Annotated in this window: 24 protein-coding genes; 7 read left to right on the plus strand and 17 right to left on the minus strand. The window is 38.1% G+C overall.

The window, feature by feature from the left end:
• Nucleotide 1: 1 nt before the first annotated feature.
• The 3 genes from icd to AC4G3N_RS16050 all read right to left on the minus strand — a co-directional run bounded on the left by icd (nucleotide 2) and on the right by AC4G3N_RS16050 (nucleotide 3,321).
• Complete coding sequence (gene icd, locus AC4G3N_RS16040; RefSeq protein ID WP_066108900.1) at nucleotides 2-1,273, minus strand: NADP-dependent isocitrate dehydrogenase; 1,272 nt, start codon at nucleotides 1,271-1,273, stop codon at nucleotides 2-4.
• Between the two features lie 149 nt (nucleotides 1,274-1,422).
• A complete protein-coding gene (gene citZ, locus AC4G3N_RS16045; protein WP_066108903.1) occupies nucleotides 1,423-2,538 on the minus strand; it encodes a citrate synthase in 1,116 nt (371 codons plus the stop codon).
• A gap of 324 nt (nucleotides 2,539-2,862) precedes the next feature.
• On the minus strand, nucleotides 2,863-3,321 hold the full coding sequence (locus tag AC4G3N_RS16050; RefSeq protein ID WP_066108905.1) for a DUF441 domain-containing protein: 459 nt from the start codon (nucleotides 3,319-3,321) through the stop codon (nucleotides 2,863-2,865).
• A 149-nt stretch (nucleotides 3,322-3,470) separates the two neighbouring features.
• Here AC4G3N_RS16050 and ytvI point away from each other — a divergent pair, with 149 nt between their 5' ends.
• Nucleotides 3,471-4,598, plus strand: a complete 1,128-nt coding sequence (gene ytvI, locus AC4G3N_RS16055) for a sporulation integral membrane protein YtvI (protein WP_140462226.1) — start codon at nucleotides 3,471-3,473, stop codon at nucleotides 4,596-4,598.
• Nucleotides 4,599-4,650: 52 nt separating this feature from the next.
• Here the strand turns inward: ytvI and AC4G3N_RS16060 are convergent, their stop codons facing one another.
• The 8 genes from AC4G3N_RS16060 to dnaE form a co-directional block, all read right to left on the minus strand.
• Nucleotides 4,651-5,043, minus strand: coding sequence for an FxsA family protein (locus AC4G3N_RS16060; RefSeq protein WP_139892802.1), 393 nt, complete (start codon nucleotides 5,041-5,043; stop codon nucleotides 4,651-4,653).
• A gap of 124 nt (nucleotides 5,044-5,167) precedes the next feature.
• A complete protein-coding gene (pyk, locus tag AC4G3N_RS16065; RefSeq protein ID WP_491090635.1) occupies nucleotides 5,168-6,928 on the minus strand; it encodes a pyruvate kinase in 1,761 nt (586 codons plus the stop codon).
• A 29-nt stretch (nucleotides 6,929-6,957) separates the two neighbouring features.
• Nucleotides 6,958-7,917 carry a 6-phosphofructokinase gene (pfkA, locus tag AC4G3N_RS16070; protein ID WP_066108917.1) on the minus strand — a complete coding sequence of 320 codons (960 nt, stop codon included), beginning with the start codon at nucleotides 7,915-7,917 and terminating at the stop codon, nucleotides 6,958-6,960.
• A 293-nt stretch (nucleotides 7,918-8,210) separates the two neighbouring features.
• A complete protein-coding gene (accA, locus tag AC4G3N_RS16075; protein WP_066108919.1) occupies nucleotides 8,211-9,188 on the minus strand; it encodes an acetyl-CoA carboxylase carboxyl transferase subunit alpha in 978 nt (325 codons plus the stop codon).
• Nucleotides 9,188-10,051 (minus strand): acetyl-CoA carboxylase, carboxyltransferase subunit beta, encoded by an 864-nt coding sequence (accD, locus tag AC4G3N_RS16080; protein WP_491090638.1) that lies wholly within the window; start codon nucleotides 10,049-10,051, stop codon nucleotides 9,188-9,190. The genes accA and accD overlap by 1 nt, the downstream gene beginning before the upstream one ends.
• Before the next feature lie 373 nt (nucleotides 10,052-10,424).
• A complete protein-coding gene (locus AC4G3N_RS16085; protein ID WP_066108923.1) occupies nucleotides 10,425-11,063 on the minus strand; it encodes a FadR/GntR family transcriptional regulator in 639 nt (212 codons plus the stop codon).
• Between the two features lie 6 nt (nucleotides 11,064-11,069).
• Entirely contained in the window at nucleotides 11,070-12,308 is a 1,239-nt protein-coding gene (gene ystJ, locus AC4G3N_RS16090; protein ID WP_066108928.1) for an NADP-dependent malic enzyme, read from the minus strand.
• Between the two features lie 102 nt (nucleotides 12,309-12,410).
• Nucleotides 12,411-15,767, minus strand: a complete 3,357-nt coding sequence (gene dnaE / locus AC4G3N_RS16095; RefSeq protein ID WP_066108931.1) for a DNA polymerase III subunit alpha — start codon at nucleotides 15,765-15,767, stop codon at nucleotides 12,411-12,413.
• Between the two features lie 182 nt (nucleotides 15,768-15,949).
• Between dnaE and ytrH the strand changes: the two genes are divergently transcribed.
• Together ytrH and ytrI are read left to right on the plus strand one after the other, a co-directional pair.
• Nucleotides 15,950-16,285, plus strand: coding sequence for a sporulation membrane protein YtrH (gene ytrH, locus AC4G3N_RS16100; RefSeq protein ID WP_066108934.1), 336 nt, complete (start codon nucleotides 15,950-15,952; stop codon nucleotides 16,283-16,285).
• A complete protein-coding gene (gene ytrI / locus AC4G3N_RS16105; protein WP_066108937.1) occupies nucleotides 16,282-16,782 on the plus strand; it encodes a sporulation membrane protein YtrI in 501 nt (166 codons plus the stop codon). Before ytrH ends, ytrI begins: the two co-directional genes overlap by 4 nt.
• Before the next feature lie 43 nt (nucleotides 16,783-16,825).
• Here ytrI and AC4G3N_RS16110 read toward each other — a convergent pair whose 3' ends face one another.
• A complete protein-coding gene (locus AC4G3N_RS16110; RefSeq protein ID WP_066108940.1) occupies nucleotides 16,826-17,773 on the minus strand; it encodes a DHH family phosphoesterase in 948 nt (315 codons plus the stop codon).
• 148 nt (nucleotides 17,774-17,921) lie between these two features.
• On the opposite strand from AC4G3N_RS16110, the gene AC4G3N_RS16115 reads away from it, so the two are divergent.
• The gene (locus AC4G3N_RS16115; RefSeq protein ID WP_066108943.1) at nucleotides 17,922-18,224 is read left to right on the plus strand and encodes a YtpI family protein; all 303 of its coding nucleotides are present in this window, start codon (nucleotides 17,922-17,924) and stop codon (nucleotides 18,222-18,224) included.
• 69 nt (nucleotides 18,225-18,293) lie between these two features.
• Here AC4G3N_RS16115 and AC4G3N_RS16120 read toward each other — a convergent pair whose 3' ends face one another.
• Nucleotides 18,294-19,601: a CBS domain-containing protein gene (locus AC4G3N_RS16120; protein WP_066108946.1), complete on the minus strand. Its 1,308-nt coding sequence runs from the start codon at nucleotides 19,599-19,601 to the stop codon at nucleotides 18,294-18,296.
• Nucleotides 19,602-19,660: 59 nt separating this feature from the next.
• On the minus strand, nucleotides 19,661-19,909 hold the full coding sequence (locus tag AC4G3N_RS16125) for a hypothetical protein (RefSeq protein ID WP_066108949.1): 249 nt from the start codon (nucleotides 19,907-19,909) through the stop codon (nucleotides 19,661-19,663).
• A 251-nt stretch (nucleotides 19,910-20,160) separates the two neighbouring features.
• On the opposite strand from AC4G3N_RS16125, the gene AC4G3N_RS16130 reads away from it, so the two are divergent.
• Nucleotides 20,161-20,610, plus strand: coding sequence for a hypothetical protein (locus AC4G3N_RS16130; RefSeq protein ID WP_066108952.1), 450 nt, complete (start codon nucleotides 20,161-20,163; stop codon nucleotides 20,608-20,610).
• 155 nt (nucleotides 20,611-20,765) lie between these two features.
• On the opposite strand, the gene AC4G3N_RS16135 is transcribed toward AC4G3N_RS16130, so the two are convergent.
• A complete protein-coding gene (locus AC4G3N_RS16135; RefSeq protein WP_066108955.1) occupies nucleotides 20,766-21,443 on the minus strand; it encodes a metal-dependent hydrolase in 678 nt (225 codons plus the stop codon).
• A gap of 132 nt (nucleotides 21,444-21,575) precedes the next feature.
• Between AC4G3N_RS16135 and AC4G3N_RS16140 the strand changes: the two genes are divergently transcribed.
• Both AC4G3N_RS16140 and AC4G3N_RS16145 read left to right on the plus strand, forming a co-directional pair.
• Nucleotides 21,576-22,667, plus strand: coding sequence for a M24 family metallopeptidase (locus tag AC4G3N_RS16140; RefSeq protein ID WP_066108958.1), 1,092 nt, complete (start codon nucleotides 21,576-21,578; stop codon nucleotides 22,665-22,667).
• A gap of 260 nt (nucleotides 22,668-22,927) precedes the next feature.
• On the plus strand, nucleotides 22,928-23,398 hold the full coding sequence (locus AC4G3N_RS16145; protein WP_066108961.1) for a universal stress protein: 471 nt from the start codon (nucleotides 22,928-22,930) through the stop codon (nucleotides 23,396-23,398).
• A gap of 67 nt (nucleotides 23,399-23,465) precedes the next feature.
• Here AC4G3N_RS16145 and argH read toward each other — a convergent pair whose 3' ends face one another.
• Nucleotides 23,466-24,839, minus strand: a complete 1,374-nt coding sequence (gene argH / locus AC4G3N_RS16150; RefSeq protein WP_066108964.1) for an argininosuccinate lyase — start codon at nucleotides 24,837-24,839, stop codon at nucleotides 23,466-23,468.
• Nucleotides 24,836-26,044 carry an argininosuccinate synthase gene (locus AC4G3N_RS16155; protein WP_066108966.1) on the minus strand — a complete coding sequence of 403 codons (1,209 nt, stop codon included), beginning with the start codon at nucleotides 26,042-26,044 and terminating at the stop codon, nucleotides 24,836-24,838. Before AC4G3N_RS16155 ends, argH begins: the two co-directional genes overlap by 4 nt.
• Nucleotides 26,045-26,066 lie beyond the last annotated feature (22 nt).

A 26,066-nucleotide genomic window follows, 5' to 3' on the forward strand; every position in this document is an offset into this window, starting at 1 on the left:
ATTAATCCATATTTTTTATGAGCTCATCAGCAAATTCAGAACATTTCACTTCACTCGCTCCATCCATTAAACGGGCGAAGTCATATGTAACCACTTTTGTTTCTATCGTTTTTTCCATTGATTGTGTAATCAAATTAGCAGCTTCAGTCCAGCCCAGATGCTCAAGCATCAATACACCTGATAGGATTACTGATGAAGGATTCACCTTATCAAGACCAGCATATTTAGGTGCTGTTCCGTGTGTTGCTTCAAAAATTGCATGGCCTGTAACATAGTTGATATTGGCACCAGGCGCAATACCTATTCCACCAACCTGTGCTGCAAGAGCGTCAGAGATATAATCTCCATTTAGATTCATGGTTGCAACTACATCAAATTCTCTTGGTCTTGTTAAGATTTGCTGCAGGAAGATATCTGCTATGGAATCTTTAACAATAATTTTACCAGCTGCCTCTGCATCTGCCTGTGCTTTGTTTGCAGCCTCTGTACCTTCTGCTTCTTTAATGCGGTCATACTGTGCCCAAGTGAATACTTGATCACCGAATTCTTCTTCAGCAACTTCATAACCCCAGTTTTTGAAGGCTCCCTCTGTAAACTTCATGATATTTCCTTTATGAACAAGCGTGAGGGATTTACGTCCTTCTTTAATTATATAATTAAGTGCAGCTCTGACAAGACGTTTTGTGCCTTCTTCAGAAATCGGCTTGATTCCAAGTCCGGAAGTCTCAGGGAAACGGATTTTGGAAACACCCATTTCTTCACGCAGGAAGGTTAATAATTTTTTAACGTCATCAGATCCTTTTGCATATTCAATTCCTGCATAAATGTCTTCTGTATTTTCACGGAAGATAACCATATCCGTGTCCTGTGGTCTTTTAACCGGTGATGGAACTCCATTAAAATAACGAACCGGGCGCAAGCAAGTATATAAATCAAGTTCTTGGCGCAAAGCTACATTTAAAGAACGAATACCTCCGCCAACCGGTGTTGTAAGCGGTCCTTTAATCGCGATTAAATATTCTTTAATAACGTCAAGCGTTTCTTTAGGAAGCCATTCTCCTGTTTGATTAAATGCTTTCTCACCAGCAAGTACTTCTTTCCAAACTATTTCTTTTTCCCCATTGTATGCTTTGTTTACTGCCGCTTCCAACACTCTTGATGCAGCTGCCCAAATATCAGGACCTGTTCCATCCCCTTCAATAAATGGTATAATCGCCTGGTTTGGCACTTGCAGTACTCCATCGACAACTGTGATTTTTTCTCCCATACTCATTCAAATCCCCTCCAACATCAATATACAAGGTTAGTGAAACAGTCCGTTTCAGCTAACCTTTTCTCTAAATCTATAAATTTAAGTATAACTATCCAGAAGTTAATTAACAAATCATCCTACTATTAATTTTCAGATAATTTGGCCTCTTATTAACGATTATTAACTGGTATATATTTTTGCATTCCTGGTCCCACATATTCAGCACGCGGGCGAATCAATCGGTTGTTTTCATATTGCTCCAGAATATGGGCAATCCATCCTGACATACGGCTAACCGCAAAGATAGGTGTAAATAAATCATGATCAATCCCCAGACTGTGGTATACAGAAGCAGAATAAAAATCTACATTTGGAGGAAGCGGTTTTTTTGAAGTAACTAGCTCTTCAATTTTGGAAGATATTTCATACCACTTCGGTTCACCCGTTAAGTTCGTGAGTCTTTGGGACATTTCACGAAGATGCTTTGCACGTGGATCTCCTTTTCTGTAGACACGATGTCCAAAGCCCATTATCTTTTCTTTATTTGCTAATTTATTACTTATATAGCTATCAACATTTTCAACAGAGCCTATTTCAGATAGCATTTTCATAACTGCTTCATTAGCCCCGCCATGCAATGGTCCCTTTAAGGCACCAATTGCTGCTGTGACACCCGAATAAATATCCGACAATGTAGCTACACATACACGCGCAGTAAATGTAGATGCATTTAATTCATGGTCCGCATGTAAAACTAATGCTTTGTTAAATGCCTCAATTTCAATCTGTTCAGGTTCTTTGCCATTCAGCATATAAAGAAAATTCTGTGCATAGCCAAAATCTTTACGTGGCGCAATAGGTTCTTCGCCTTTACGAATGCGTGAAAAAGCCGTCACAATGGATAGGATTTTAGCTTGCAAACGTATTGCTTTTCTGAAATTTGCTTCTTCATCCATAATATCGGCTTCCTCATCATATAACCCCAATAAAGATACAGCTGTTCTTAATGCTCCCATTGGATGAATCGTATCAATCGGATACATTTTGAAATGTTCAATCATTTCATTAGGAAGTCCTGCATTTGCAGCAAGTTGATTCTTCAAATCTTCCAATTCTAGCTTGTTGGGTAATCTGCGATGCCATAACAAATAAATAACCTCTTCGAAACTTGCGTTTTCAGCCAAATCATCGATATCATAACCGACATATGTCAATGTGTCATCGATAATAGAACTGATTGAAGATGATGTAGCCACTACTCCTTCAAGACCCTTTGTAACAGACATGGTTTTTCTCTCCTTTGCTAGAAATCTCCCCTATGTTCCTGATTTTGGTTGACGAATTGGGTTACCGCTTCACTGTAATGTATGTATTGCCTATATGCTTTCATCACATTTATATCTCTTACTTGTAAGTAAGCGTTATCATAAGAGCGTAAATTTCACCCAGCATCTCCCTCGTTGAACGATTGCTCAGAATAACAATAGATTTCACAAGAATTTTTTTACAAATCTGTGAAATCTATGCCCTGTTTTCAATTATAAACAATTATTTAAAATTTGTGAAACAAAAACACCTTATAAAAATCCAAAAGTATTTTATCTTAATAATTATCTGAAAAAATCAATAAGCTGCATGGCAAGATATGCAATCCCAGCTCCGATTAATGGACCTACTGCTACCCCATTAAAAAGACCGACAGCTAGGATCGTTCCAAAAACGAGTGCCACCGTAATATGAGGATCACTTACCAAAAGCTGCACACCATTCTTCGCAATTAATGCAACGGCTATTCCAGATAACATAGCAATCCAGGCATACGGCGATTTCATTGCTTCCGTCAGTTGCTTAAACCCTATATGGCCTGTGGCAATCGGCACTAATACAGCAATGGTAATAATCGTAACACCCCAATTAATCCCCTTAGACTGAATATAACTGAACATTTTTCCATCTAAACCGACAATTTTAAATACAAGCAAAAAAAGAACTGCAAATGTAAGGGAACTGTTTTTCGCAAATATCCCTATCGCCAAAAGAATAACTAAAAATATGTATGGACCATACATGATGTTTCATCCTTCCTGTTGAAAATGTATATCAAGTATAAAAAGACTGATAATTTCAAAAAATACCACTTGTGGTTAATATATGAACTTTCTTTTAATGATCTTAAAGAATATAATTAAATTCAGAAAGCCAAATAAAGGAGGCTTATATGAACCTTGAACACCTTTATAGAGTTTTACGCTTCTTAGTCGTTATTATCGGGATTTATCTATCCGTTTATTTACTGCTTATCATAGCTAAATATACATACCCATTTATCATAGGTTTTTCGTTTGCCTACTTGCTTAAACCTTTTGTTACGTTCTTAACGAATAAACTTAAAATACCAAAAAGTTTATCTGTTATTCTCTCTATGCTTGTTACGGTTGCGCTTATTGCTGGTTTGATTACCTTTCTTGTAGCTGAAATGGTTGCCGGGATAACCTATCTGTCAGAAGCATTGCCTGAACATTTAAATACGATGGTAGTATATACACAAAATTACATTACAAATCACTTCATCCCATTCTACGAGAAAATCATATCCTTCTTTAATACTCTTGATACAGGGCAACAGGATACCATTTTGTCAAATATAGAACAGCTAGGGAAAGAAGCTGGTAATACCATTGTGTCGATTCTACAATCGTTTTTAGCTTTTTTGCCTGTTGTTATTGGCTGGCTTCCAAGTGTAGGAACAGGGGCTATCTTTACTTTACTGGCCACATTTTTTATTGCGAAGGAATGGGATAGATTTATTAATTACAGTAAAAAAATGCTACCGAATAAAACCATGTACAATCTTAAGAACGTCATGAAAGAGTTGGAGAAAGCATTATTCGGTTTTATAAGAGCACAGCTGACGTTAATATCAATAACAGCCTTAATTGTTCTGGTTGGTTTATTAATTCTGCGGGTTGATTATGCCATTACAATCGCCCTTATAATTGGATTTGTTGATTTATTGCCCTATCTGGGTACAGGTTTAGTTTTCGTTCCATGGATTATATACGAGTTGATTATCGGCAACTTCGGATTTGCACTTGGTCTTGGTATTTTATATACGGTAGTGATTGTTCAAAGGCAATTCATGGAACCGAAAATCCTTTCCTCAAGCATCGGTCTGGATCCATTGGCTACTTTAGTTGCTATCTTTGTCGGATTTAAGCTAATTGGGTTTTTAGGTTTTATTTTAGGTCCCATTATCTTAGTGATATTGAGTACATTATATAAATTGCATATCCTTCATGATTTAAAAGATTATATTATGGGAGTTCAGCCCCCTCCTCCTAAATAAAAGGAGGAGGCTGCATCCAACGATTTTTCCATCGTCAGAAGCAGCCCCTCATTTATCGAATAATCGTAATCGTTTTGCGTGATTTACTCATATACTTTGTAAGCAGTGCATAGAGGATTGGCTTAAAGGCTTTCCTTGTAAATGGCATTAGCAGCAGGAACCCCACTATATCACTGATAAAACCAGGCAGTAATAACAGGAAGCCTCCAATTAGAATACAGATCCCGCTGTATACTTCTTCACCGGGCATAAATCCTTTACTCATCTGGTCCTTTGCGCGCTGGATGACCTGCAAGCCTTGTTTCTTGGCCAAGAATACTCCGATGATCCCAGTAAAAAAGATGAGGAAAACCGTCCAGCCAATACCCAAATAAGAACCCGACACCAACAAAACAATAATTTCAATAATTGGTATCAGAATGAAAAATATGGTTGAGAGCTTCATTAGGAACCTCCTTATTGCAAAGTGTCTGGCATTTTCCTTTAGTTTAGCATAATTGATAGAAGTGGATAGAAAAAAGAGCTGTTTAAATTAGCAAACAGCTAAGCAAACAGCTCCATCATGTTTATTACAGAATTCCTGTATTACCTTCGTAAATACGGCCGCTTCGGCTATCTACAGTAATAACCTGGTTGTCCTGTAACACTGTTGTAGCATTTTCAAATCCAACAATAACCGGAATACCCTGGCTTAAACCAACTACTGCAGCATGGCTTGTTAAACCGCCTTCTACAGTTACCAATGCTGCGCATTTTTCAATCGCTGGCATCATATCTTTGTCCGTTGCATTTGTAACTAAAATACAACCTTCTTTTGCTTTAGCAATCGCTTCTTCAGCGTTGTTAGCAATAACTACACGGCCTGAAGCAGACTTTCTTCCAATTCCTTGAGCACTTGCTAAAACAGAACCGATCAAGTGGATTTTCATAATATTAGTTGTGCCTGATTCATTCACTGGTACACCCGCTGTGATAATAACCAATTCACCAGGTTTTACTAAGTTTTTCTCAGTTGCTGCTTGAACTGCATTTTCAAGCATATCATCTGTAGTAGTAGTACCAGTTCCTAGAATTGGATATACACCAGATACCAACGCTAATCTTCTCATCACTCTTTCATCAGATGTGATTGCGATGATAGGTGTTTTAGGACGGTAACGGGAAATTACACGTGCTGTTGATCCACTTTGTGTCGGTGTAATAATAGCTGAAACATTTAAGTTTAATGCTGTATGTGCTACAGATTGCCCAATTGCATCAGTTACATTATAATCATGATCTTTACTGCGGGCAGAAAGAATTGCTTTATAATTTAAAGCTGTTTCTGCTTTACTAGCAATGTTGTGCATAGTTTGAACAGCTTCAACTGGATATTGGCCAGCTGCTGTTTCACCTGAAAGCATGATTGCATCTGTTCCATCAAAAATTGCATTCGCTACGTCACTTGCTTCCGCACGAGTTGGACGAGGATTACGTTGCATTGAATCTAACATTTGCGTTGCTGTAATAACCGGTTTACCCACTGTATTGCAGCGTTTAATTAAATCTTTTTGAACAAGAGGTACATCTTCGGCAGGAATTTCAACGCCAAGGTCCCCACGCGCAACCATTAAACCATCAGAAACCGCTAAGATCTCTTCAATATTTTCTACACCTTCGTGGTTTTCGATTTTCGGGATGATTTGGATATGACCTGCATTATGATTTTCAAGCAATTCTCTGATTTCAAGAACGTCCGCTCCTCTTCTTACAAAGGAAGCTGCAATGAAATCAACATCTTCTTGAATACCGAATACGATATCTTCCGCATCTTTTTGTGTAATTCCTGGTAATTTCACAGAAACTCCTGGTACGTTAACACCTTTTTTATTCTTAATCATTCCTGTGTTAAGAACTTTTGTATAGATTTCTTTTTTATCTTTATCTAAACCAGTTACTTCAAGACCAATTAAACCATCATCAACAAGGATTCTGGATCCTTCATGAACATCATCAATTAAGCCTTCATAAGTGATTGAGAATTTCTCCGGAGTACCAAGTACTTCAGTCATAGAAATGGTAACATCTTGACCTGCTACTAATTCGAACCCACCATTTTCCATGTTGTGAGTGCGAATTTCCGGTCCTTTTGTATCAAGTAAAATCCCAACTGTTTTACCAGTTTCTTCTGCAGCCTGGCGAATAGTTTGAATTCTTGCACGGTGCTCTTCATGGCTACCATGAGAAAAGTTTAGACGGGCAACATTCATTCCTGCTTCCATTAATGCTTTTAACTTTTCTAATGATTCACTGGCTGGTCCAATTGTACATACGATTTTTGTTTTACGCACGTTGTATCCTCCTATTTACTATTTCTTAATTAAATTGAAAGCTCCTGAGATAATTCATACATTTTTTTGTCAACCACATGAGGTATCTTTAATGCCTCAATAATGTCATAATCAACCAATTTATTGTTAACGATCCCTACTGCGCGGCCGCCTTTTCCATCAAGGAGCAATTCAACTGCATTAGCAGCCAATCGACTGGCTAATACGCGATCTGTCGCTGTTGGTGATCCACCGCGCTGAACATGTCCTAGAACTGTCACACGCGTTTCGAAGCCAGTGCGTTTCTGGATATCTTCACCGATTTCCATACCACTGCCAACACCTTCAGCAACAATAATAATACTATGTTTCTTTCCTCTATCATGCCCACGCTTCAGCTTATTAATGATATCATTCATATCATAGTTTTCTTCGGGGATAAGAATAGATTCCGCTCCGCCTGCAAGTCCTGCCCATAGTGCAAGATCTCCGGCATTTCTTCCCATTACCTCAATAACGTATGTTCTTTCGTGTGAAGTAGCTGTATCTCTGATTTTATCAATAGAATCAATAACGGTATTCAAGGCAGTATCGAATCCAATTGTGAATTCGGTTCCTGGAATATCATTATCAATCGTGCCCGGTACACCTATACATGGAAATCCATGTTCTGTTAAAGCTTTGGCTCCACGATAAGAACCATCTCCACCTATAACAACAAGTCCTTCAATTCCAAATTTCTTCAATTGTTCTATACCTTGCAATTGAACATCTCTTTCCTTGAATTCCGGACAACGAGCCGTATACAGCATCGTTCCGCCTCTATGTATAATATCTCCTACAGATCCGATCTCAAGCTTTTTTATGTTCCCATTTAAAAGACCTTGGTATCCGTTGTAAATCCCATAAACCTCAATATTATGGTAAATCGCTTTTCTTACAACGGCACGTACTGCGGCATTCATGCCTGGTGAATCTCCCCCACTTGTTAATACACCTATTCTTTTCATGATATCACCCCAAGTTTAGTATTATCTTCATTGAGTACACATCTGTTTATAGCATCTGTATATAGACAGACAGAAACACAATCACGAAATATAGTTGTTTCCGTTTATTCATAATCGCATCCTTATTCTATGATAACAAAATCCTTTCGTAAAGCCCTTTGTACCAAGGAATTTTATATGAAAACGCTATCACATTGAGAGATTCTCATTATTATCAAGGGATTAAAAAAAATTGTACATCGTGTGTATTTTTCCCTATTGAACAAAAAAGAAACGTACATTTTCATGTACGTTTAATGATTCTTTACAAATTGAGTCGAAAATCCGTACTTGCCAATATTTTTATATTTTTCATATCTTTTATTGACTAGCTCTTCCTCACTCATATTTTTTAATGTATCAAGCGAATTTTTTAATATTTTATCAATCTCTTCAGCCTGATCTTTAACCGAGCGATGAGCACCGCCAAGTACTTCAGGAATAATTTGATCTATAATGCCTAACTCTTTTAAATCTGGTGCCGTAATTTTCATGGATTCCGCTGCCTTCTTTGCCATGGATGCATCTTTCCAGAGGATGGATGCAGCTCCTTCAGGAGAAATAACTGAGTAAGTTGAATTTTCAAGCATATGAATATGGTCTCCCACACCAAGTGCTAAAGCTCCGCCACTTCCTCCTTCTCCAATTACTATACAAACGATTGGCACCTTTAAACCGGCCATTTCGAATAAATTTCTAGCAATAGCTTCACTTTGACCTCTTTCTTCTGCCGCTTTACCAGGATAGGCTCCCTTTGTATCAATAAAACAAATAATTGGCCTCCTGAATTTTTCCGCTTGCTTCATGAGTCGTAAAGCTTTTCTATATCCTTCTGGATGAGGCATGCCAAAATTCCGTCGTATATTATCCTTTGTATCCTTACCTCGCTGATGACCAATAACAGTCACCGGCATCCCATGATACTTAGCTATGCCGCCCACTATTGCTTCATCATCACCAAAAAGTCGATCCCCATGACATTCAAAGAACGATGTAAATAAGTGTTCTATGTAATCGCAGGTTGTAGGGCGTAATGAGTGCCGGGCTATTTCAACTCGATCCCAAGGCTTAATATCTAGATACAGCTCTTTTTCCAATTGGCCCAAGCGTTCCTCCAGCTTATTAATTTCCTCTGTAAACTCTCCATCAGAGTGTGAAGTCATTTTCTTTAATTCATCTATTTTTTTTTGTAAATCCTGTATTGGTTTTTCAAATGACAATTCACCCGGCATTATTTACTCCCCCCTGATGTATGAATATCGATAATTGCAGCCAGTGTATCTTTCATTTTATTTCTCGGCACTACTGCATCCAGTTGACCATGTTTTAGAAGGAATTCAGCAGTTTGAAAATCTTCCGGTAACTTTTCATGGATTGTTTGCTCGATTATTCGACGGCCGGCAAATCCAATTAAAGCTTTAGGTTCTGCAAGGTTATAATCTCCGAGAGAAGCAAAACTCGCTGATACCCCACCGGTAGTTGGATGAGTCATAACCGATATAATCAAACCGCTATGCTCACTGAAACGTTTTAAGGCTGCACTTGTTTTTGCCATTTGCATGAGACTTATAACTCCCTCTTGCATTCTGGCTCCTCCGGATGCGGTAAATATAATAAAAGGTACCTTTAATTCATCAGCTTTTTCAATGGCCCGGGTTATCTTTTCACCAACTACAGAGCCCATACTGCCCATACGAAATGTAGAATCCATTACAGCAATCACAGTGGTATGACCACTAATTCGACCTATTCCTGTTGCTACAGCTTCATTTTGTTTTGTCTTATTTCGATCTCTATCGAGCTTTTCTGTATAATCGGGAAAGTTCAGTGGATTTTCCGATATCATCCCCCGATCGTACTCCTCAAAAGACCCTTTATCCATTAAATTGCTTAAACGTTCAACTGCACTCATCGGGTGGTGATAACCACATTTAGGACAAACTTTATCATTTTTTAATATTTCTTTAGAGTATTTAATAGTTTTACAAGACGGACATTTCATCATAATTCCTTCAGGCACATCTTGATTTGCTTTATCAGAAGGAATGGTTGCATACTTTTTCTTTTTTGTACGAGAAAACATGTCTTTCAACAAAACTCTCGATCCCCTTTCGTAATACAGTACATCAATGGTTCATAAATAAACCTTACTGATTTTCTCATCAGCCAGTGATTACTGAAACCACCTTGTCCATTATACCTGCCATCCCATCAGATATATACAGACTATGGTAATAGGACAAACTACTTGCACATTATTGAAGTCCTATCTTATCTACATACAAGAAACACATCTTTGAAAAATCATATCCTTACCGACCAATAGGACAAATCATATGCATCTTCATTAACCCTTATGTCTTAGTAAATCTATAAACCTTAATTGCAAGCAATGGAAAGTTTATAAAATTGGCCTTATATAGTTTACAAAACGTACCTATATAAGGCCAATATACTACAGATATCTATTATTCACTTTTCGCAGTAGCTCTGATTTTTGTATCATATATTTCAAGTGCTTGATCTTTTTCCCCGTTTTCCATTAAAGCAGCTAAAATAATATATTGCTTTCGGTCTTGAATGGAGAATTCATAGCCAGATGCTTTACAGTAACTGTTTACCGTTTTCCAAATTCTTTCCATCAATCGATTGTCAGTCAAACTGGCTAATTGAGAGAAGTAAGCCTCGTCCGTAAATGAGTTGGTTCTAGCCCAATTATAGAGATCTTTAATAGTCTCAGGATTTTTACGGTTGTATTCGGACATTATACGTATACAATCTTTTTCTAACAACAATTTCACTTCAATCAAATCTTCTTTTGTTTTACCTTCTAAAATGAAAAATGAGCCAAGTAATTCAACAAGCTTATGCTCTTGAAAATCATGAATGAATGTTCCTTCTCCTCTTCTTGTTTCAATCAATCCCAAAAGCTCCAACGCTCTTAAAGCTTCTCTGACTGAGGAACGGCCAACATTTAAGCGGTCAGACAGCTCCCGTTCAGAGGGGATTTTATCACCTGGAACAAGATGATCCTCTTCAATCATTCTTTGCAGCTTGCGAACTATTTCTAAATATACTTTTGGCTGTCCTTCAGTTTGTAATTCCATCTGTCATCACTCACTTTTTCCAATGGATGATAGTAATTCTGTCTTCTTTCTGATTTCTTCCGGATCAACTTTTAATCTTGCAACCCCTGTTTCCATCGCCGCTTTTGCTACTGCAGCAGCTACTGCCGGAGCAACTCGCGGGTCAAAAGGAGCAGGGATTACATAATCCGTTTGCAGCTCTTCATCTGTAATTAGATTTGCAATCGCCTCAACGGCTGCAACTTTCATTTTCTCATTAATATGAGTTGCTCTTACATCCAGAGCCCCTCGAAAAATTCCCGGAAAGGCTAAAACATTGTTTACCTGGTTGGGGAAATCGGATCTACCAGTTCCTACGACTGCCGCACCTGCTTCTTTAGCCAATTCCGGCATAATTTCGGGAACTGGATTGGCCATCGCAAAAATGACTGGATCTGAGGCCATTGATTTAATCATTTCAGGAGTTAGCGCGCCTGCAACCGAAACACCGATAAAAACATCTGCATCTTTAATGACGTCCTCAAGACTGCCTTCCAAATGATCACGATTTGTATATTTAGCCACCTCTGCTTTTACAGCATTCATACCATATGGGCGTTCTTCATAAATCGCACCCTTGCTATCACACATAATTAAATCGCGTACACCAAAGTGATATAGTAGCTTAATAATGGCAATACCGGCAGCACCAGCGCCATTTGCAACCACTTTAATCTCAGACATTTTCTTATTGGAAAGCTTCAAGGCATTAACAAGACCTGCAACCGTTACAATTGCTGTACCGTGCTGATCGTCATGGAAAACAGGGATATTCGTTTCTTTTTTCAATCTTTCTTCAATGACAAAACAATTTGGAGCCGCAATATCTTCTAAATTAATTCCGCCAAAAGTTGGTTCAAGTAATTTTACTGTCTCCACAATTTTATCTACGTCGTTCGTATTTAGACAGATTGGAAAAGCATCGACTCCTGCAAACCCCTTAAATAATAATGCTTTTCCTTCCATCACAGGGAGGGCAGCTTCCGGACCAATATTGCCGAGTCCAAGCACTGCTGTACCATCTGATACTACGGCTACCATATTGCCCTTGAAAGTATATTCATATACTGTTTCCGGTTTATCATGTATAGCTTTACACGGTTCAGCTACACCTGGAGAATATGCCAGGCTTAAATCGTGTGCATTCCGCAGAGGTACCTTGGCCACTGTTTCCAATTTCCCCTTATTTAAACGGTGCATATGCAACGCTTCTTCTCTTAAAGTCAATTACCCACACCCCACTTTTTATCATACGATACATTTTATCCCACTTCTGGTATGACCAAAATTATACTGTAAATATATCACAATATTCTGTCTTGTACATAGTTAATCTTCTTTAATCAGGACATTTCCTTCTCCTATAATTCTTTCTAAATCTTTCAGTAGGGCGGGAGTAGGGTTCACCCAGTTTTCCTTGGATAATTGAATAGTTTTTGTATCTTTTTCGTAATATATATACACCTTTGTGTTCCCACGATATTGAATCAAAACATTACGAATAGCTGTTAAGGTTTTATTGGTTTGAACATTTGGAGCAACCTTAATATAGACGGATTTAAAAAGTTCCTTTATTTTCGGTATATCATTCTCTAAATCATAAAGATTTTGTGTGATAAATTGTTTCTTCCCATTGCGCTCCTCCAGCTTTCCTTCTATTAAAACTAAATTTCCTTCTTTTAAAATGGATGAATATTGCTTGTACACATTTGGAAAAGTAACCCCTTCCATATCACCCGTTTCATCACTTAGAAGCAGAAAAGCCATATTTTCGCCTTTCTTTGTACGGATCAGTTTAACAGATTGAATATAAGCACCAACAAATCCTGTTGAATTCAGTGGAAAATTGGACAGAGGAAGTGCTCCTGCATGTTTTAATAAAGGTCTTGAACCGCTGATTGGGTGGTCGGATAAATATAAGCCGAGAACTTCTTTTTCTTTTTGTAACTTTTTGTCCGTTGGCATCGGGTCGACTACTACATATTTCGGTTTAATGAACATATCATCAGCATCAAAAAAACCAACTTCTCCTGAATCAGGACGAACCAATTCAGCATGCTCCAGTGCCACATCTATGCTTGCCAAAATACTTGCACGATCCATTTTAAACTCGTCAAATGCACCCGCGTAACATAAATTTTCCAATACTTTTCTGTTTATGATACGGGAAGGAATACGTATACAAACATCAAATAGATCTTCAAATGGGCCATTTTTACGAGCTGCAACCAGTTCTTTTAAGACGGAAGCTCCAATGCCCTTCACAGCTGCCAGACTGTAACGCACCCCTTTATCTCCTTCAAGAATAAACGGGAAATGACTTTTATTGATTGATGGCGGATAGACTATATAATCTTTTGACTTTAATTCCTGAACGTATTGAGCTATTTTATCATCGTTTCCAATTACAGATGTCATCAACCCTGCCATAAAGCTGCGCAAATAATTTGCCTTTAAATAGGCTAACTGATATGCAATTAGGCTGTAAGCGACTGCATGACTCCTATTAAACCCATAATTTGCGAACCGGACGATTAAGTCATATACTTCATTTGCCGTATGCTGTTCGTGCCCTCTAGCCATAGCCCCTTTTACAAAATGAGCTCTTTGTTCATCGAGAACGTCTTTTTTCTTCTTACTTACAGCTCTTCTCAGCAAATCAGCTTCTCCTAAGCTGAAACCGGCCATTGTCGAAGCAATCTGGATTATTTGTTCCTGATACACAATGATCCCGTAGGTAGGCTTCAGAATTGTTTCCAATTCAGTAATAGGAAAAGTAATAGGTTCAATTCCATGTTTACGATTTATGAATGTCGGGATATTATCCATAGGGCCCGGCCTATACAGGGCATTGACCGCTACCAAATCCTCAAAAACAGTGGGTTTTAGCTTTTTAAGGACATTTTGCATGCCAGCTGATTCAAACTGAAAAATCCCTGATGTTAGTCCCTTACTTAATAACTCAAATGTGGCCGTGTCATCCAATGGAATCTGACTTAACTGAATCTTCTTACCCGATGAACGATTTACCTGTCTCACAATCTGATCAAGCAAAGTTAAATTTCGGAGTCCGAGAAAATCCATTTTCAAAAGACCAATTTCTTCTAAAATTTCCATCGGGAACTGGGTCAAATAAACACCCTCATGCCCTTCCTGAATCGGAATTAAATCGGTCAGCGGTTGATCGGTAATAATTACCCCTGCGGCATGTATGGATGTATGTCTTGGAAGCCCTTCCCACTTCTTGGCGATTTCAAAAATCCGCTTATGAAGTGCAGATTCTGCAATCCATGTACGGAAACGGCTGGATTCAGAATGCGCCAATTGTATGGTCAGTCCGTTAATAGGAGGAAGCGAACGAGATAGCTGGTCCAACTCCTTCGTGTTCAATCCACAAACTCTGCCCGCATCCCGCAAAGCGGCCTTTGCTCCAAATGTACCAAAGGTTATAATTTGTGCCACATGAATGGGTCCATATTTCTTTGCTACGTACCGTATCATTTCTTCTCTGCGATTGTCTGGAAAGTCGATATCTATATCAGGCATCGTAATCCTTTCCGGATTCAGAAACCTTTCAAACAATAGATTGTATTCAATAGGATCGACATTGGTAATTCCAAGCACATAAGCAACCATCGAACCTGCAGCAGATCCACGTCCAGGACCTGTTAATATCCCTTGTTTATTAGCATGATTCATAAAGTCCCAGACAATCAGGAAATAGTCACTGAACCCCATATCAGCAATTACAGTTAATTCATATTCCAATCGTTCAAAGTGCTTTTTATCGGGAGTTGGATAACGCTTGGCAAATCCTTTTTTGCAAATCTCTATCAAATATTGATGTGCGGACAAATCATTAGGAACGGGATACTTTGGAAGTAATTTTTGATTAAACTCTAAGTTTACACAGCATTCTTTGGCTATTTGAATCGTATTTTCAAGAGCAGCCACATCGGATGAGTACCACTCCATCATTTCAGAACGGCTCGCAAAATGCTTCCTTTCATTCTCAGACAACTCGATTTTATCCAATTCTTCTATCTTTATATTATCTTTTAAACAAGTCAATGCTTGATAAGCCAGTGAATCTTCTGGCTTCAAATAACAAATATGGTGAGCTGCAACAAGCTGGGTGTTCGTTTTGTCAGCCAGTTGTTTGATCTTCGCCCTCTCCATTCCTTCCGTAGACGGTTTAGGCAATGAAAGATAAAAAGATTGATTACCAAACAAGGTTTTATATTTCAAGAGGACTTTTTCTGCAGCTTGCTCATTGTGGAAAAGTGTACTTTCAATTTCACCTTCTATTCCCGGTGTAATGGCAATGAGGCCTCTTGCATATCCTTTCAACCATCTGAATGGCAAACCATCAGGAGACTTCGTTTGAATTGCACTCGATATCTTCATTAGGTTATGATATCCTTCATTATTTTTAGCCAGCAAAATAAGAGGATAACTTTTATGCTCTTCATCATCAAATATATCTGCAGTCAAACCTATGATTGGCTTGATTCCCTGTTCCATGCATTCCTTGTAAAAAGACACAGCCCCATACATAACATTTCGATCTGTTAATGCGATACTGCTGAAACCATTATTCTTTGCCGAGGTAACGATATCCCTGATTGATAACGTACTCTCCAGAAGACTATACGCGCTATATACATGAAGATGGATTAATGACATTCTTTCGTCACATCCTTGTTATCATTTTTGTATTTAGGAGAAATTCTCTCTTATTCTCTATTATAGAAGTCCAATGCTCAAAAAGAAAATATGTTCGATGCAAGTTGAAAAACTTTTTAGCCTAATTACATATTACTCATCCCTCCCTCATATATATGTAAAAAACAAAAAGGACGAGGTAAATGAACCAGGCTTTCTTACCAGCATTTATAAACAGTTTCTTCATTTCATTTGGCGTACTGCTTGGCGGATCTTTGATCGGTGGACTGGCTGCTTTCATAACAGGTCAACCCCCATTAACTCAAGTGTTTCGCCTATCCGAGGGTTTAAGAATTTGGGCTATTGTGGCAGCTATTGGCGGAACTTTCGATGCGGTCTATTCATTTGAACGAGGAATCTTTCATGGTGCGACAAAAGATTTATTCAAACAAATCCTGATTATTATTTCAGCCCTTGGAGGAGCTCAAGCCGGTGCTCTCATTATCCAATGGCTGACACAGGAGCAGTTAAATCCATGAGAATCCCTCCATATTATCGAAATCCCTTATGGCAACGCTTTTTCGCAGGAGTTATTATAGGGGCGATCATAAGCTGGGGGCTTTTTTTGTATATGTTCGGTGATCTGCAGGAAAAGCAAATTCAGTTAATAGAAACACAGCAGGATGCTATTAAAGATTTACACGATGAGCTTGAAATATGGCAAAATGAATACGAAATTTTAAATAAAAAAAATGAGAGTAAATTACTCGTACAGGAAGTAACCGTTCATATTACAAACTATAAAAAATACAGATTGGATCCACTCAGTATTTTTGAGGTAGAGCAAAGTATTAAGAAAGATTTCGAAAGCTTATTAGGTAAGGATTTGGAAAGTGTGAGTCATGGAAAAGAACTCCTTAAAAGAGCAATTATTAATAAGAATATCAAATTAAACGGCAGGCACTATCAATTGGAAGTCCAGGAATTAATTCTATACACGCATATCGAAATTTCATTGTCGCTCAAACAAATTTAAGAACAGCCGGGTACTCCTCTGGGTACCTGGCTGTTCCACTTAATTATTTGGATCCATAGTTGGAACAAACCTGTACGAGATCTGCAAGGACATTATTCATGTCCTCCCAATTGTAAATGGTTGCGCCAGATGCTAAGGGATGCCCGCCTCCATTATATTTCATAGCTACACCATTAATAACAGGGCCTTTTGATCTGAGACGAACTCGAATTTCATCATTTTCTTCAATGAAAAATACCCATGCCTTGATTCCCTTTACAGATCCCAAAGTACTGACAAGTGAAGATGCTCCGGAGGATTTTACACCAAATCGTTCCATGACTTCCTTCGTAATTACGACTACCCCAACTCCTGAATCAATTATTTTAAAGTTTTCAAAAACATAGCCATTCAAACGAACGACCGCTTCATCAACATCATACATACCATCGTATATATCCGTGCGATTAAATCCGTACTGAATAAGCTCGCCGGCATACAGAAATGTTTTATCGGTAGTACTTGGATATAAAAATCTACCCGTATCACCTACGATTCCTGCATATAATAATCGCGCTGCCTCCTGATTCATTCGTAATCCTTTATCCTTACCGTACTCATATAATTCATAAATCATTTCACTGCAAGAGCTTGCTGATGTATCAACCCACAAAAAATCTCCGTAAGGATCCTCATTTGGATGATGATCTATTTTAATCAAAAGATCCCCCCTCGTATACCGTTGATCACAGACCCTTTCCTGATTGGCTGTATCACAAACAATCACTAATGCTCCTTCATATGCTTCATCCGGAATCACATCAAGTCGCTTTAGAAAATGTAAAGATTCCTCTTCTTGACCAACCATGAATACTTGTTTTTCTGGAAAGGAATATTTAATGATTTCTCCCAATCCACATTGTGATCCATATGCATCAGGGTCTGGCCGAACATGTCTGTGCAGAATAATCGTATTGTATTTTTTGATTGCATCTATAATCTGTTCCTTCATCACTTTTCTCCCTTTATCTTTTGTATTTTTTATGTATGGTCATGCATATGATACCCGCAACCAAGGATAAGGAATCGAATTCCAAATTGGTACAATATTTCAATATCTTGTACAATATAGGCATACAACCCAATTGGAGGCACAGTGCATGATAATATTTGTATTTTTAATTGTAATGTCTTTTTCGTTTTTTATTTACTATAAGACAAAATACTTCAGAACCAAGTTACCTATGCAAAGAGCATATCTGTCCGGTAAATCATCCATCTCTTTAGGTGTATTTGTTGCTCTTTTCGGTCTTAATCAGCTATTCCTTTTTCATACAACTGTCACCTATATCGTCGCTGCTATTTTTATCATAGTTGGCGGATGGAGTATATATGGCGGTGTAAGAATGTATAAATATTATGCTCCCCTTGCTGAGGAAGAATATCAGGCGGCACTAAAATAATCGTATCATAATCATTACGTGAATATGCAAAATTGCCTTTATAGCTCCTATAAAGGCAATTTTTTATCGTTAACTACGCTCCAATAACTGGCAGGTCATCATGGCCTTACCGACCAATTTTCCTTCATTAAAGACTTCTATATCTACTTTTCCAAACTTCCGTCCAATTTCCAGTACCTTTGGTACAATTTCGAGTTTGCTCTCAAGCTGAACAGGCTTTAAGAAATAGATCGTCATATTCTCTACAACTAAATCACCGCGTTTATATCCTCGCAGCACTCTATTCGTTGCTTCAATTACCATAGCTGTAAATACACCATACGAGATCGTTCCCAAGTAATTAGTCATCTGAGGTGTCACCTCACACTGATAACTATCATTACCCTGAACAGCCGTCATTTGATTGGCGATGACATCATCAATCGTCTCACCGACCTGTGGTTGCCGCTGGCTCATTTGCAATGCCTTTAAAACATCTTGTCTGCTTATAATTCCGATTAAAAGATTGCGGTTATCAATGACTGGCAAGAGCTCAATACCCTCCCAAACCATCATATGAGCGGCAGATGCTACACTCGTCTTTTCACCTACAAAGATAGGATTTTTAGTCATAACTTTATCAATCTGTACGGAAGCATCAACCCCAAGAATATCCCTAGATGTAACCATTCCCTGCAGGCGCAAATTATCATCTACCACCGGAAAACGGCTATGCTTTGTCGCTTTATTCAGTTCAGTCCAACGTTCAACTGTATTTCCTGCTTTCAGTACTTCTGTTTTCTCAATTGGAATAAGAATATCTTCGACAAGTAAAATCTCTTTTTTAATCAGCTGATCATAGATTGCTCTATTAATCATTGTTGCAACAGTAAAGGTATCGTAAGACGTAGAGATCACAGGCATTTGCAATTCATCCGCAAGTTTTTTAACTGAATCCGCTGTATCAAATCCACCGGTGATGAGCACAGCTGCCCCTGTGGTTAATGCAAGTTCATGTGCTTTCACACGGTTCCCGACAATCAAAAGATTGCCTGCCTCTGTGTAACGCATCATCGCCTCAAGCTCCATAGCCCCTATGACAAATTTATTCAGAGTTTTATGAAGCCCTGATCTACCACCGAGGACCTGTCCATCAACGATATTAACAACCTCAGCAAATGTCAGTTTTTCTATGTTTTCTTTTTTCTTCCGTTCAATACGAATGGTTCCAACTCTTTCAATCGTACTGACATACCCTTTATTTTCAGCTTCTTTAATTGCTCGATAGGCGGTTCCCTCACTGACGGTCAGTGCTTTTGCAATTTGCCGTACAGAGATTTTTTGGCCAATCGGTAGTTCATCAATATATGCCAATATTTGTTCATGCTTAGTAGCCAAACTATTCACCCTTTTTCGTTATCCATTATTACTATTATAATGGGAAACGTTCCAATCAATCAATGTGACCTTTTATATTGTCTGGAAATATGGGGATTTTTTGTACCTTTTGACTGCGCAATTGTTCGTTTATTACCCACACTGTACAAAATAGCTGAAAGGTTCCCTCCCAAAACACTAAATGCGAGCGCAAGCCATGCGAATGAAAAAATGGTTTCTTCCATATTACCTTCAAATGATAGATATGGAAGTGCCCATAATAACATCGCCAGGCCAATTACCAAACTGATACCACAACGAATTTTCATAGATTTATCCCTCCTATAAGATAAATATATGAATAAACGAAAAAAAAAGAAGTACACATAAAACTAACAGGTTCGGTTTTAAGAACAAAATTAATTATGGATACATGCAGAAGTTAATTCAATTCACATTGAATTTGCTCATTTTTGCGTGCAATAAAGGATTTTTTCAGTTGAATTCTAAGTGTTTTAGAAATTTATGTTAAACTATTTTAGTGATTGATTAGTAAATTATTCCATTAAGAGGGAAGCGTATGAAAAAGTACTTGGTTACATTGATTGTATTGATTACTTTAAGTATGGGTGGCTATTTTCTTATTGGACTATTAAACGTAACACCACCTTCACCAACCATAACTGTTGAAGATAAAAATGTAGAGACCGCGCAAGGCTCATATTGCTGGAATGGACTCATAAATGCTGGTTGTGTTGATATGCCTTCTCCTCCAGAAATTATTAAAGATCACGAATTCAAACCTGTGGTTGCATCACCTGAATCCGAATTGAACATAGAATTCAAAAACACACCGCAAGAAAATACATTAAATGTAAATCAATGGCTTACCAATGAAAAAACAGCGAATGTACATATTCGGGATAATAAGATCGTATTGCCAAAAGAAAAAGGGATATATGTTTACGACGTATCGGCAAGATGGGAAAAGGGCGACTCAAGTTATGCTTTTGTAATAGAAATCCGCTAGTTAAAATAAATCACGTTAAAAAGCATCGGCATAGTACCGATGCTTTTCTTGGTTACACTATGAAAAATGGTTAGATTTTAATGCTAATTCTAGTATTAATTATTCTGATATTTAGCATTTTCTAAAAACCAATCCGTTCACATAAAACTCTATTTTTATAATTCAATAGATTCTCCCGGTTTCAGAACCCGAACGAGTTCTGAATCACATAAGGAAGCAAAATAATATGGATCCTGCTTAATCGGTGGGAACGTATTATAGTGAATTGGAACAACTTGTTTAGGGTGCAGGAATTCTGCAGCCAGCGCAGCATCTTCTGGCCCCATCGTGAAATTATCTCCAATCGGCAGGAATGCTAAATCAATCGGATGACGGTCACCAATCAACTTCATATCTGAGAATAAGCCTGTATCTCCGGCATGGTAAATCGTTTTACCTTCCGCTGTAATCAACAACCCTGCAGGCATCCCTCCATAAATTAATTGGCCATTATCCTCAAACCCCGTTCCGTGAAAAGCTTGGGTTAATTTCACTTTTCCAAAATCAAACTCATAAGCTCCACCGATGGACATGCCATGTGTTTTTACACCTTTCCATCCCAAGTATGTACTTAATTCAAAATTACAGATTACCAGCGCATCATGTTTTTTGGCCAACTGAACCGTATCACCCAAATGATCATCATGTCCATGTGTAATTAAAATATAATCCGGATTTACATCCTCCACTGTTAAATCTGTCAATTCATTTCCCGTAATAAATGGATCAATCAGCAATTGTTTTCCCTCTGTTTCGATTTTCACTACGGAATGGCCATGAAAAGATACTTTCATCTCCTTCAGTCCTTTCATTGTTTTTTCAATAAATACCCGTTAAATTAAGTTTTCTAACAATTTACATTATCCTGCATAATTGATACTCTACTTTCATAGTAACATTTACATAAAATATTATGGAGGTCCAATATGAGTAACTTAAATCACTTGGCAAATTGGCTTACCGAAAAACAGGCTGATGCTGCTTTTATCACGTCTACAGAAAATGTTTTTTACCTAAGTGGGTTCTATAGCGATCCTCATGAACGCTTATTGGCAGTAATTACTTTCCCTACTGAAGAACCTATTTTAATTTGCCCGCAAATGGAGGTTTCAGACGCAAAACAGGCTGGCTGGGGGTATGAAGTGCTTGGCATTTCTGATACCCAAAATCCATGGGAAGTTATTAAAGAAACACTGAAAAAAAGAAACATTTCTATTCAAACTCTGGCAGTGGAAAAAGAACATTTAACTATGGAACGACTTGAAGGACTTAATTCAATTTTAAACCAGCCGACATATATATCGGCGGAAGAAAAAATGCGTCAACTGCGTATGATTAAAAGTCCATCTGAATTAAAAATCATTAAAGAAGCTTGCCGTCTTGCTGACTATGCCATAAAAATCGGAACTGAAGAAATTGCAGAGGGTAAAACAGAAATGGAAATCCTGGCTGCTTTGGAGTATCAATTGAAAAGAGAAGGCGTATCCGAAATGTCCTTTGCAACAATGGTGCTAACTGGTGAAAACGCCGCTTCCCCTCATGGAGTTCCTGGACAAACGAAAGTCAAAAAAGGTGACCTGGTTCTATTCGACTTAGGTGTTGTGGTAGATGGATATTGTTCTGATATTACACGTACAGTTGCTTTCGGACAAATTAATGAAGAACAAAGGGAAATTTACAACACTGTTCTTGAGGCTCAAATTGCTGCAGTTGAAGCATGCCGACCTGGAAAAACTTGTGCCGAAATAGATTTAACAGCACGTAATATTATTAGAAATAAGGGATATGGTGACTATTTCCCTCATCGTCTTGGTCATGGCCTTGGAATTAGCGTTCACGAATATCCTTCCTTGACCGAAATCAATACACTGTCTCTTCAGGAAGGAATGGTCTTTACGATTGAGCCGGGTATTTATGTTCCTGGCAAAGCCGGCGTTCGCATAGAGGATGATCTATATGTGACTGAAAACGGGGTAGAAATTCTTACTAAATTCCCGAAAGAACTAGTAACTATTTAAGAGCACTATATAATAAACCAACAGACAGCGGGGATAACTCGCTGTTTTTATTATGTATTAAAAAAGAATACTAATCGGATTGAGAGACATTATCTTTCTTGAATCATTAAGTATTTCAAAATAATATTCAATAAATTAAGATATTCGTTATTGTATTATTTATAATATTTATAATTCATTTCAAAATATGTTCATATAATATTCCGACTTTTTGTGTAATTTATAGTATAATATAAATATACTTAAAGGAGGAGATTAATATGGCATTAACCTATAATAATATCCTTGTGGCAGTTGACGGTTCACAGGAGGCAGAATGGGCCTTCAAAAAAGCAATTGACGTAGCAAAAAGAAATGACGCTAGGTTAGTTTTAGCTCATGTTGTCGACAACCGTACATTTGCTGCAGTTGAGGCATACAGCATTTCTATTTCTGAGAGCGCTGAGCAATATGCAAAAGACCTTTTAGAGGAATATAAACAAATTGCTCTTGATGCTGGTGTTAGAGATGTAGCTCTATCTATTGAGTTTGGATCTCCAAAAGTAAAAATTCCTAAAGATATCGCTAAATCTTTTAATGTTGACTTAATTATTTGTGGCGCAACCGGTTTAAATGCTGTTGAGCGTTTCTTTATCGGAAGCGTATCTGAACATATTATTCGTTATGCAAAATGCGACGTAATGGTTATTCGTTCCGATGATAAACCTGTGGATCAAGCTGCAGCAAAGTAAGTATACACGTAATTAACAATAAAAATCCCATGCGCCGCGCACATGGGATTTTTATTGTATGAGGCTCTTATTCCACTAAACTCTTTGCTTTATCAATAGCCAGTCTTACCTGATTAAAGCCAGTACCACCAGAGCTGTTTCTTCTTCTCACAGCCTCTTCCGGTTTCAAAGCTTCATAGATATCTTCCTCAATTAGATTGGATGCTTCTTTTAATTTTTCTAATGGAAGATCGAGTAGATAGTACCCCTTTTGTATACAATATAGAACTAATTTACCGACAATTTCATGCGCTTCACGAAAAGGGATTCCCTTAGCTGCCAAGTAATCAGCCAACTCGGTCGCATTTGAAAAATCGTTATAAACTGCTTCCTTCATCACATTTGTATGAACCTTCATAGTCTCTATCATTCCATTAAAAATTTTCAAAGATCCTTTTAGTGTCATAACCGTGTCAAACATGCCTTCTTTGTCCTCTTGCATGTCTTTATTGTAAGCCAGTGGCAAGCCCTTTAAGAGAGTTAATAACCCAAAGGCATTTCCATACACACGTCCGGTTTTACCGCGAATCAACTCTGCCATATCCGGATTTTTCTTTTGTGGCATAATACTTGATCCTGTTGAAAACGTATCATCCAATTCGATAAACCGATACTCTTGGCTGGACCACAAAATAATTTCTTCACTGAATCTGGATAGATGCATCATGATCAATGATGCATTATTCAAAAACTCTGCGATGAAGTCACGATCACTTACAGCATCTAAGCTATTTTCATAGATTCCATCAAACCCCATCAGCTGAGCAGTCAATTCCCGATTAATTGGGAATGTTGTACCAGCCAACGCGCCTGCTCCAAGAGGCGAGAGATTAATCCTTTTCAGGCTGTCCTGTAAACGTTCTTTATCTCGCTGAAGCATCCAAAAATAGGCCATAAAGTGATGCCCTAATGAAATAGGCTGGGCTCTTTGTAAATGAGTATATCCCGGAACAACTGTCTCGATATGCCTTTCGGCCACCTGAATCAGCGTGTTTTGGAATTCTGTAATTCCGCCGATGATTTCATTGACCTGGGAACGTAAATATAAATGCATGTCCGTTGCCACCTGATCATTACGGCTTCTGGCAGTATGCAATTTACCTCCAACCGGCCCAATTTCATCAATAAGTAATTTTTCCAAATTTAAATGGATATCTTCAAAATCTACAGAAAAAGAGAGCTCTCTTTTTTCCGCCTTTTCTTTTAAAGAGTACAATCCATTCTTAATTAACTCGACTTCCTCTTTCGAGAGAATCTCACAGGCTCCAAGCATTGTCACATGAGCAAGGCTTCCTTCGAGGTCTTCCATCACTAATTCTTGATCAAACGCGATGGAGGCGCCAAAGGAATCAATCCATTCTTCGGCAGTTTTCGTAAATCTGCCTCCCCACAGTTTTTTCACACTGTCACCTTCTTTTGATTGTGAACCTGACTGTTTACTTTTGTAGGCAGTCCCCATAGATTGATAAATCCAACCGCACTCGCATGGTCAAATTCGTCAGCTGAAGTATAGGTTGCCAGGTTTTCATTATAAAGAGAGTATTCAGACTTTCTACCTTCCACAATAGCATGACCTTTAAATAATTTCACACGTACTACGCCAGTCACGAAGCTTTGAGATTGTTTCAAAAAGGCAATCAAAGCATCTTTCAGCGGTGAAAACCATAGGCCCTCATAAATGAGTTCAGTTAATTTCTTCTCAATTACAGGCTTAAAATGTGCCAATTCTTTAACCATTGTTAGGTCTTCCAGTTCTTTGTGCGCTTTAATTAAAGTTAATGCACCAGGACACTCGTATACTTCCCTTGACTTAATTCCAACCAAACGGTTCTCCACATGATCAATTCTGCCAACACCATGTTTACCAGCAAGATTATTAAGATTCTGGATTAATGCGGCTAAAGGAGATTCAACTCCATTTAATGCAACAGGTACTCCTTCTTTAAACGTAATCTCAATAATATCTGGTGTATCAGGAGTATGTTCAAGAGCTGTTGTTAAATCATACGCTCCCTCCGGAGGGGCTGCCCAGGGATCCTCAAGAACTCCGCATTCATTACTGCGTCCCCATAAATTTTGGTCAATTGAGTATGGGCTATCTAAATTAATCGGTACAGGAATATTATTTTGTTTTGCATATTCAATCTCTTCCTCGCGAGACCAGCTCCAGTCTCTAACCGGTGCAAGTACCTTCAAGTTAGGGTTCAAAGCTTGAATTGATACTTCAAAACGTACTTGATCATTCCCTTTTCCTGTACAGCCATGTGCCACAGCAACAGCATTTTCTTTTTCCGCTACTTCAACAAGTTTTTTTGCAATCAATGGTCGGGATAAAGCAGAAATCAATGGATATTTCCCCTCATACATTGCATGCGCCTGAAGAGCAACTAACGCATAATCATTAGCAAATTCTTCTCTGGCATCTATTACATAGGAAGAACAGGCACCAACCTTAATAGCCTTCTCTTTTATAAAATCTAAATCTTTGCCTTCGCCTACATCCAGGCAGCATGCTACCACGTCATACCCCTTTTGTTTTAACCAGGAAATAGCAACTGATGTATCTAATCCTCCTGAATAGGCAAGTACTACTTTATTTTTATTCATGAACGTTCCCCTCCGATGTATA

Source organism: Bacillus sp. z50, assembly GCF_058313585.1.

What these genes read in the sequence shown, in the direction of transcription:
- icd (WP_066108900.1), bottom strand. Translation starts at nt 1,273, where the DNA reads ATGAGTATGGGAGAAAAAATCACAGTTGTCGATGGAGTACTGCAAGTG.
- citZ (WP_066108903.1), bottom strand. Translation starts at nt 2,538, where the DNA reads ATGTCTGTTACAAAGGGTCTTGAAGGAGTAGTGGCTACATCATCTTCA.
- AC4G3N_RS16050 (WP_066108905.1), bottom strand. Translation starts at nt 3,321, where the DNA reads ATGTATGGTCCATACATATTTTTAGTTATTCTTTTGGCGATAGGGATA.
- ytvI (WP_140462226.1), top strand. Translation starts at nt 3,471, where the DNA reads ATGAACCTTGAACACCTTTATAGAGTTTTACGCTTCTTAGTCGTTATT.
- AC4G3N_RS16060 (WP_139892802.1), bottom strand. Translation starts at nt 5,043, where the DNA reads ATGAAGCTCTCAACCATATTTTTCATTCTGATACCAATTATTGAAATT.
- pfkA (WP_066108917.1), bottom strand. Translation starts at nt 7,917, where the DNA reads ATGAAAAGAATAGGTGTATTAACAAGTGGGGGAGATTCACCAGGCATG.
- accA (WP_066108919.1), bottom strand. Translation starts at nt 9,188, where the DNA reads ATGCCGGGTGAATTGTCATTTGAAAAACCAATACAGGATTTACAAAAA.
- AC4G3N_RS16085 (WP_066108923.1), bottom strand. Translation starts at nt 11,063, where the DNA reads ATGGAATTACAAACTGAAGGACAGCCAAAAGTATATTTAGAAATAGTT.
- dnaE (WP_066108931.1), bottom strand. Translation starts at nt 15,767, where the DNA reads ATGTCATTAATCCATCTTCATGTATATAGCGCGTATAGTCTTCTGGAG.
- ytrH (WP_066108934.1), top strand. Translation starts at nt 15,950, where the DNA reads ATGAACCAGGCTTTCTTACCAGCATTTATAAACAGTTTCTTCATTTCA.
- ytrI (WP_066108937.1), top strand. Translation starts at nt 16,282, where the DNA reads ATGAGAATCCCTCCATATTATCGAAATCCCTTATGGCAACGCTTTTTC.
- AC4G3N_RS16110 (WP_066108940.1), bottom strand. Translation starts at nt 17,773, where the DNA reads ATGAAGGAACAGATTATAGATGCAATCAAAAAATACAATACGATTATT.
- AC4G3N_RS16115 (WP_066108943.1), top strand. Translation starts at nt 17,922, where the DNA reads ATGATAATATTTGTATTTTTAATTGTAATGTCTTTTTCGTTTTTTATT.
- AC4G3N_RS16125 (WP_066108949.1), bottom strand. Translation starts at nt 19,909, where the DNA reads ATGAAAATTCGTTGTGGTATCAGTTTGGTAATTGGCCTGGCGATGTTA.
- AC4G3N_RS16130 (WP_066108952.1), top strand. Translation starts at nt 20,161, where the DNA reads ATGAAAAAGTACTTGGTTACATTGATTGTATTGATTACTTTAAGTATG.
- AC4G3N_RS16135 (WP_066108955.1), bottom strand. Translation starts at nt 21,443, where the DNA reads ATGAAAGTATCTTTTCATGGCCATTCCGTAGTGAAAATCGAAACAGAG.
- AC4G3N_RS16140 (WP_066108958.1), top strand. Translation starts at nt 21,576, where the DNA reads ATGAGTAACTTAAATCACTTGGCAAATTGGCTTACCGAAAAACAGGCT.
- AC4G3N_RS16145 (WP_066108961.1), top strand. Translation starts at nt 22,928, where the DNA reads ATGGCATTAACCTATAATAATATCCTTGTGGCAGTTGACGGTTCACAG.
- AC4G3N_RS16155 (WP_066108966.1), bottom strand. Translation starts at nt 26,044, where the DNA reads ATGAATAAAAATAAAGTAGTACTTGCCTATTCAGGAGGATTAGATACA.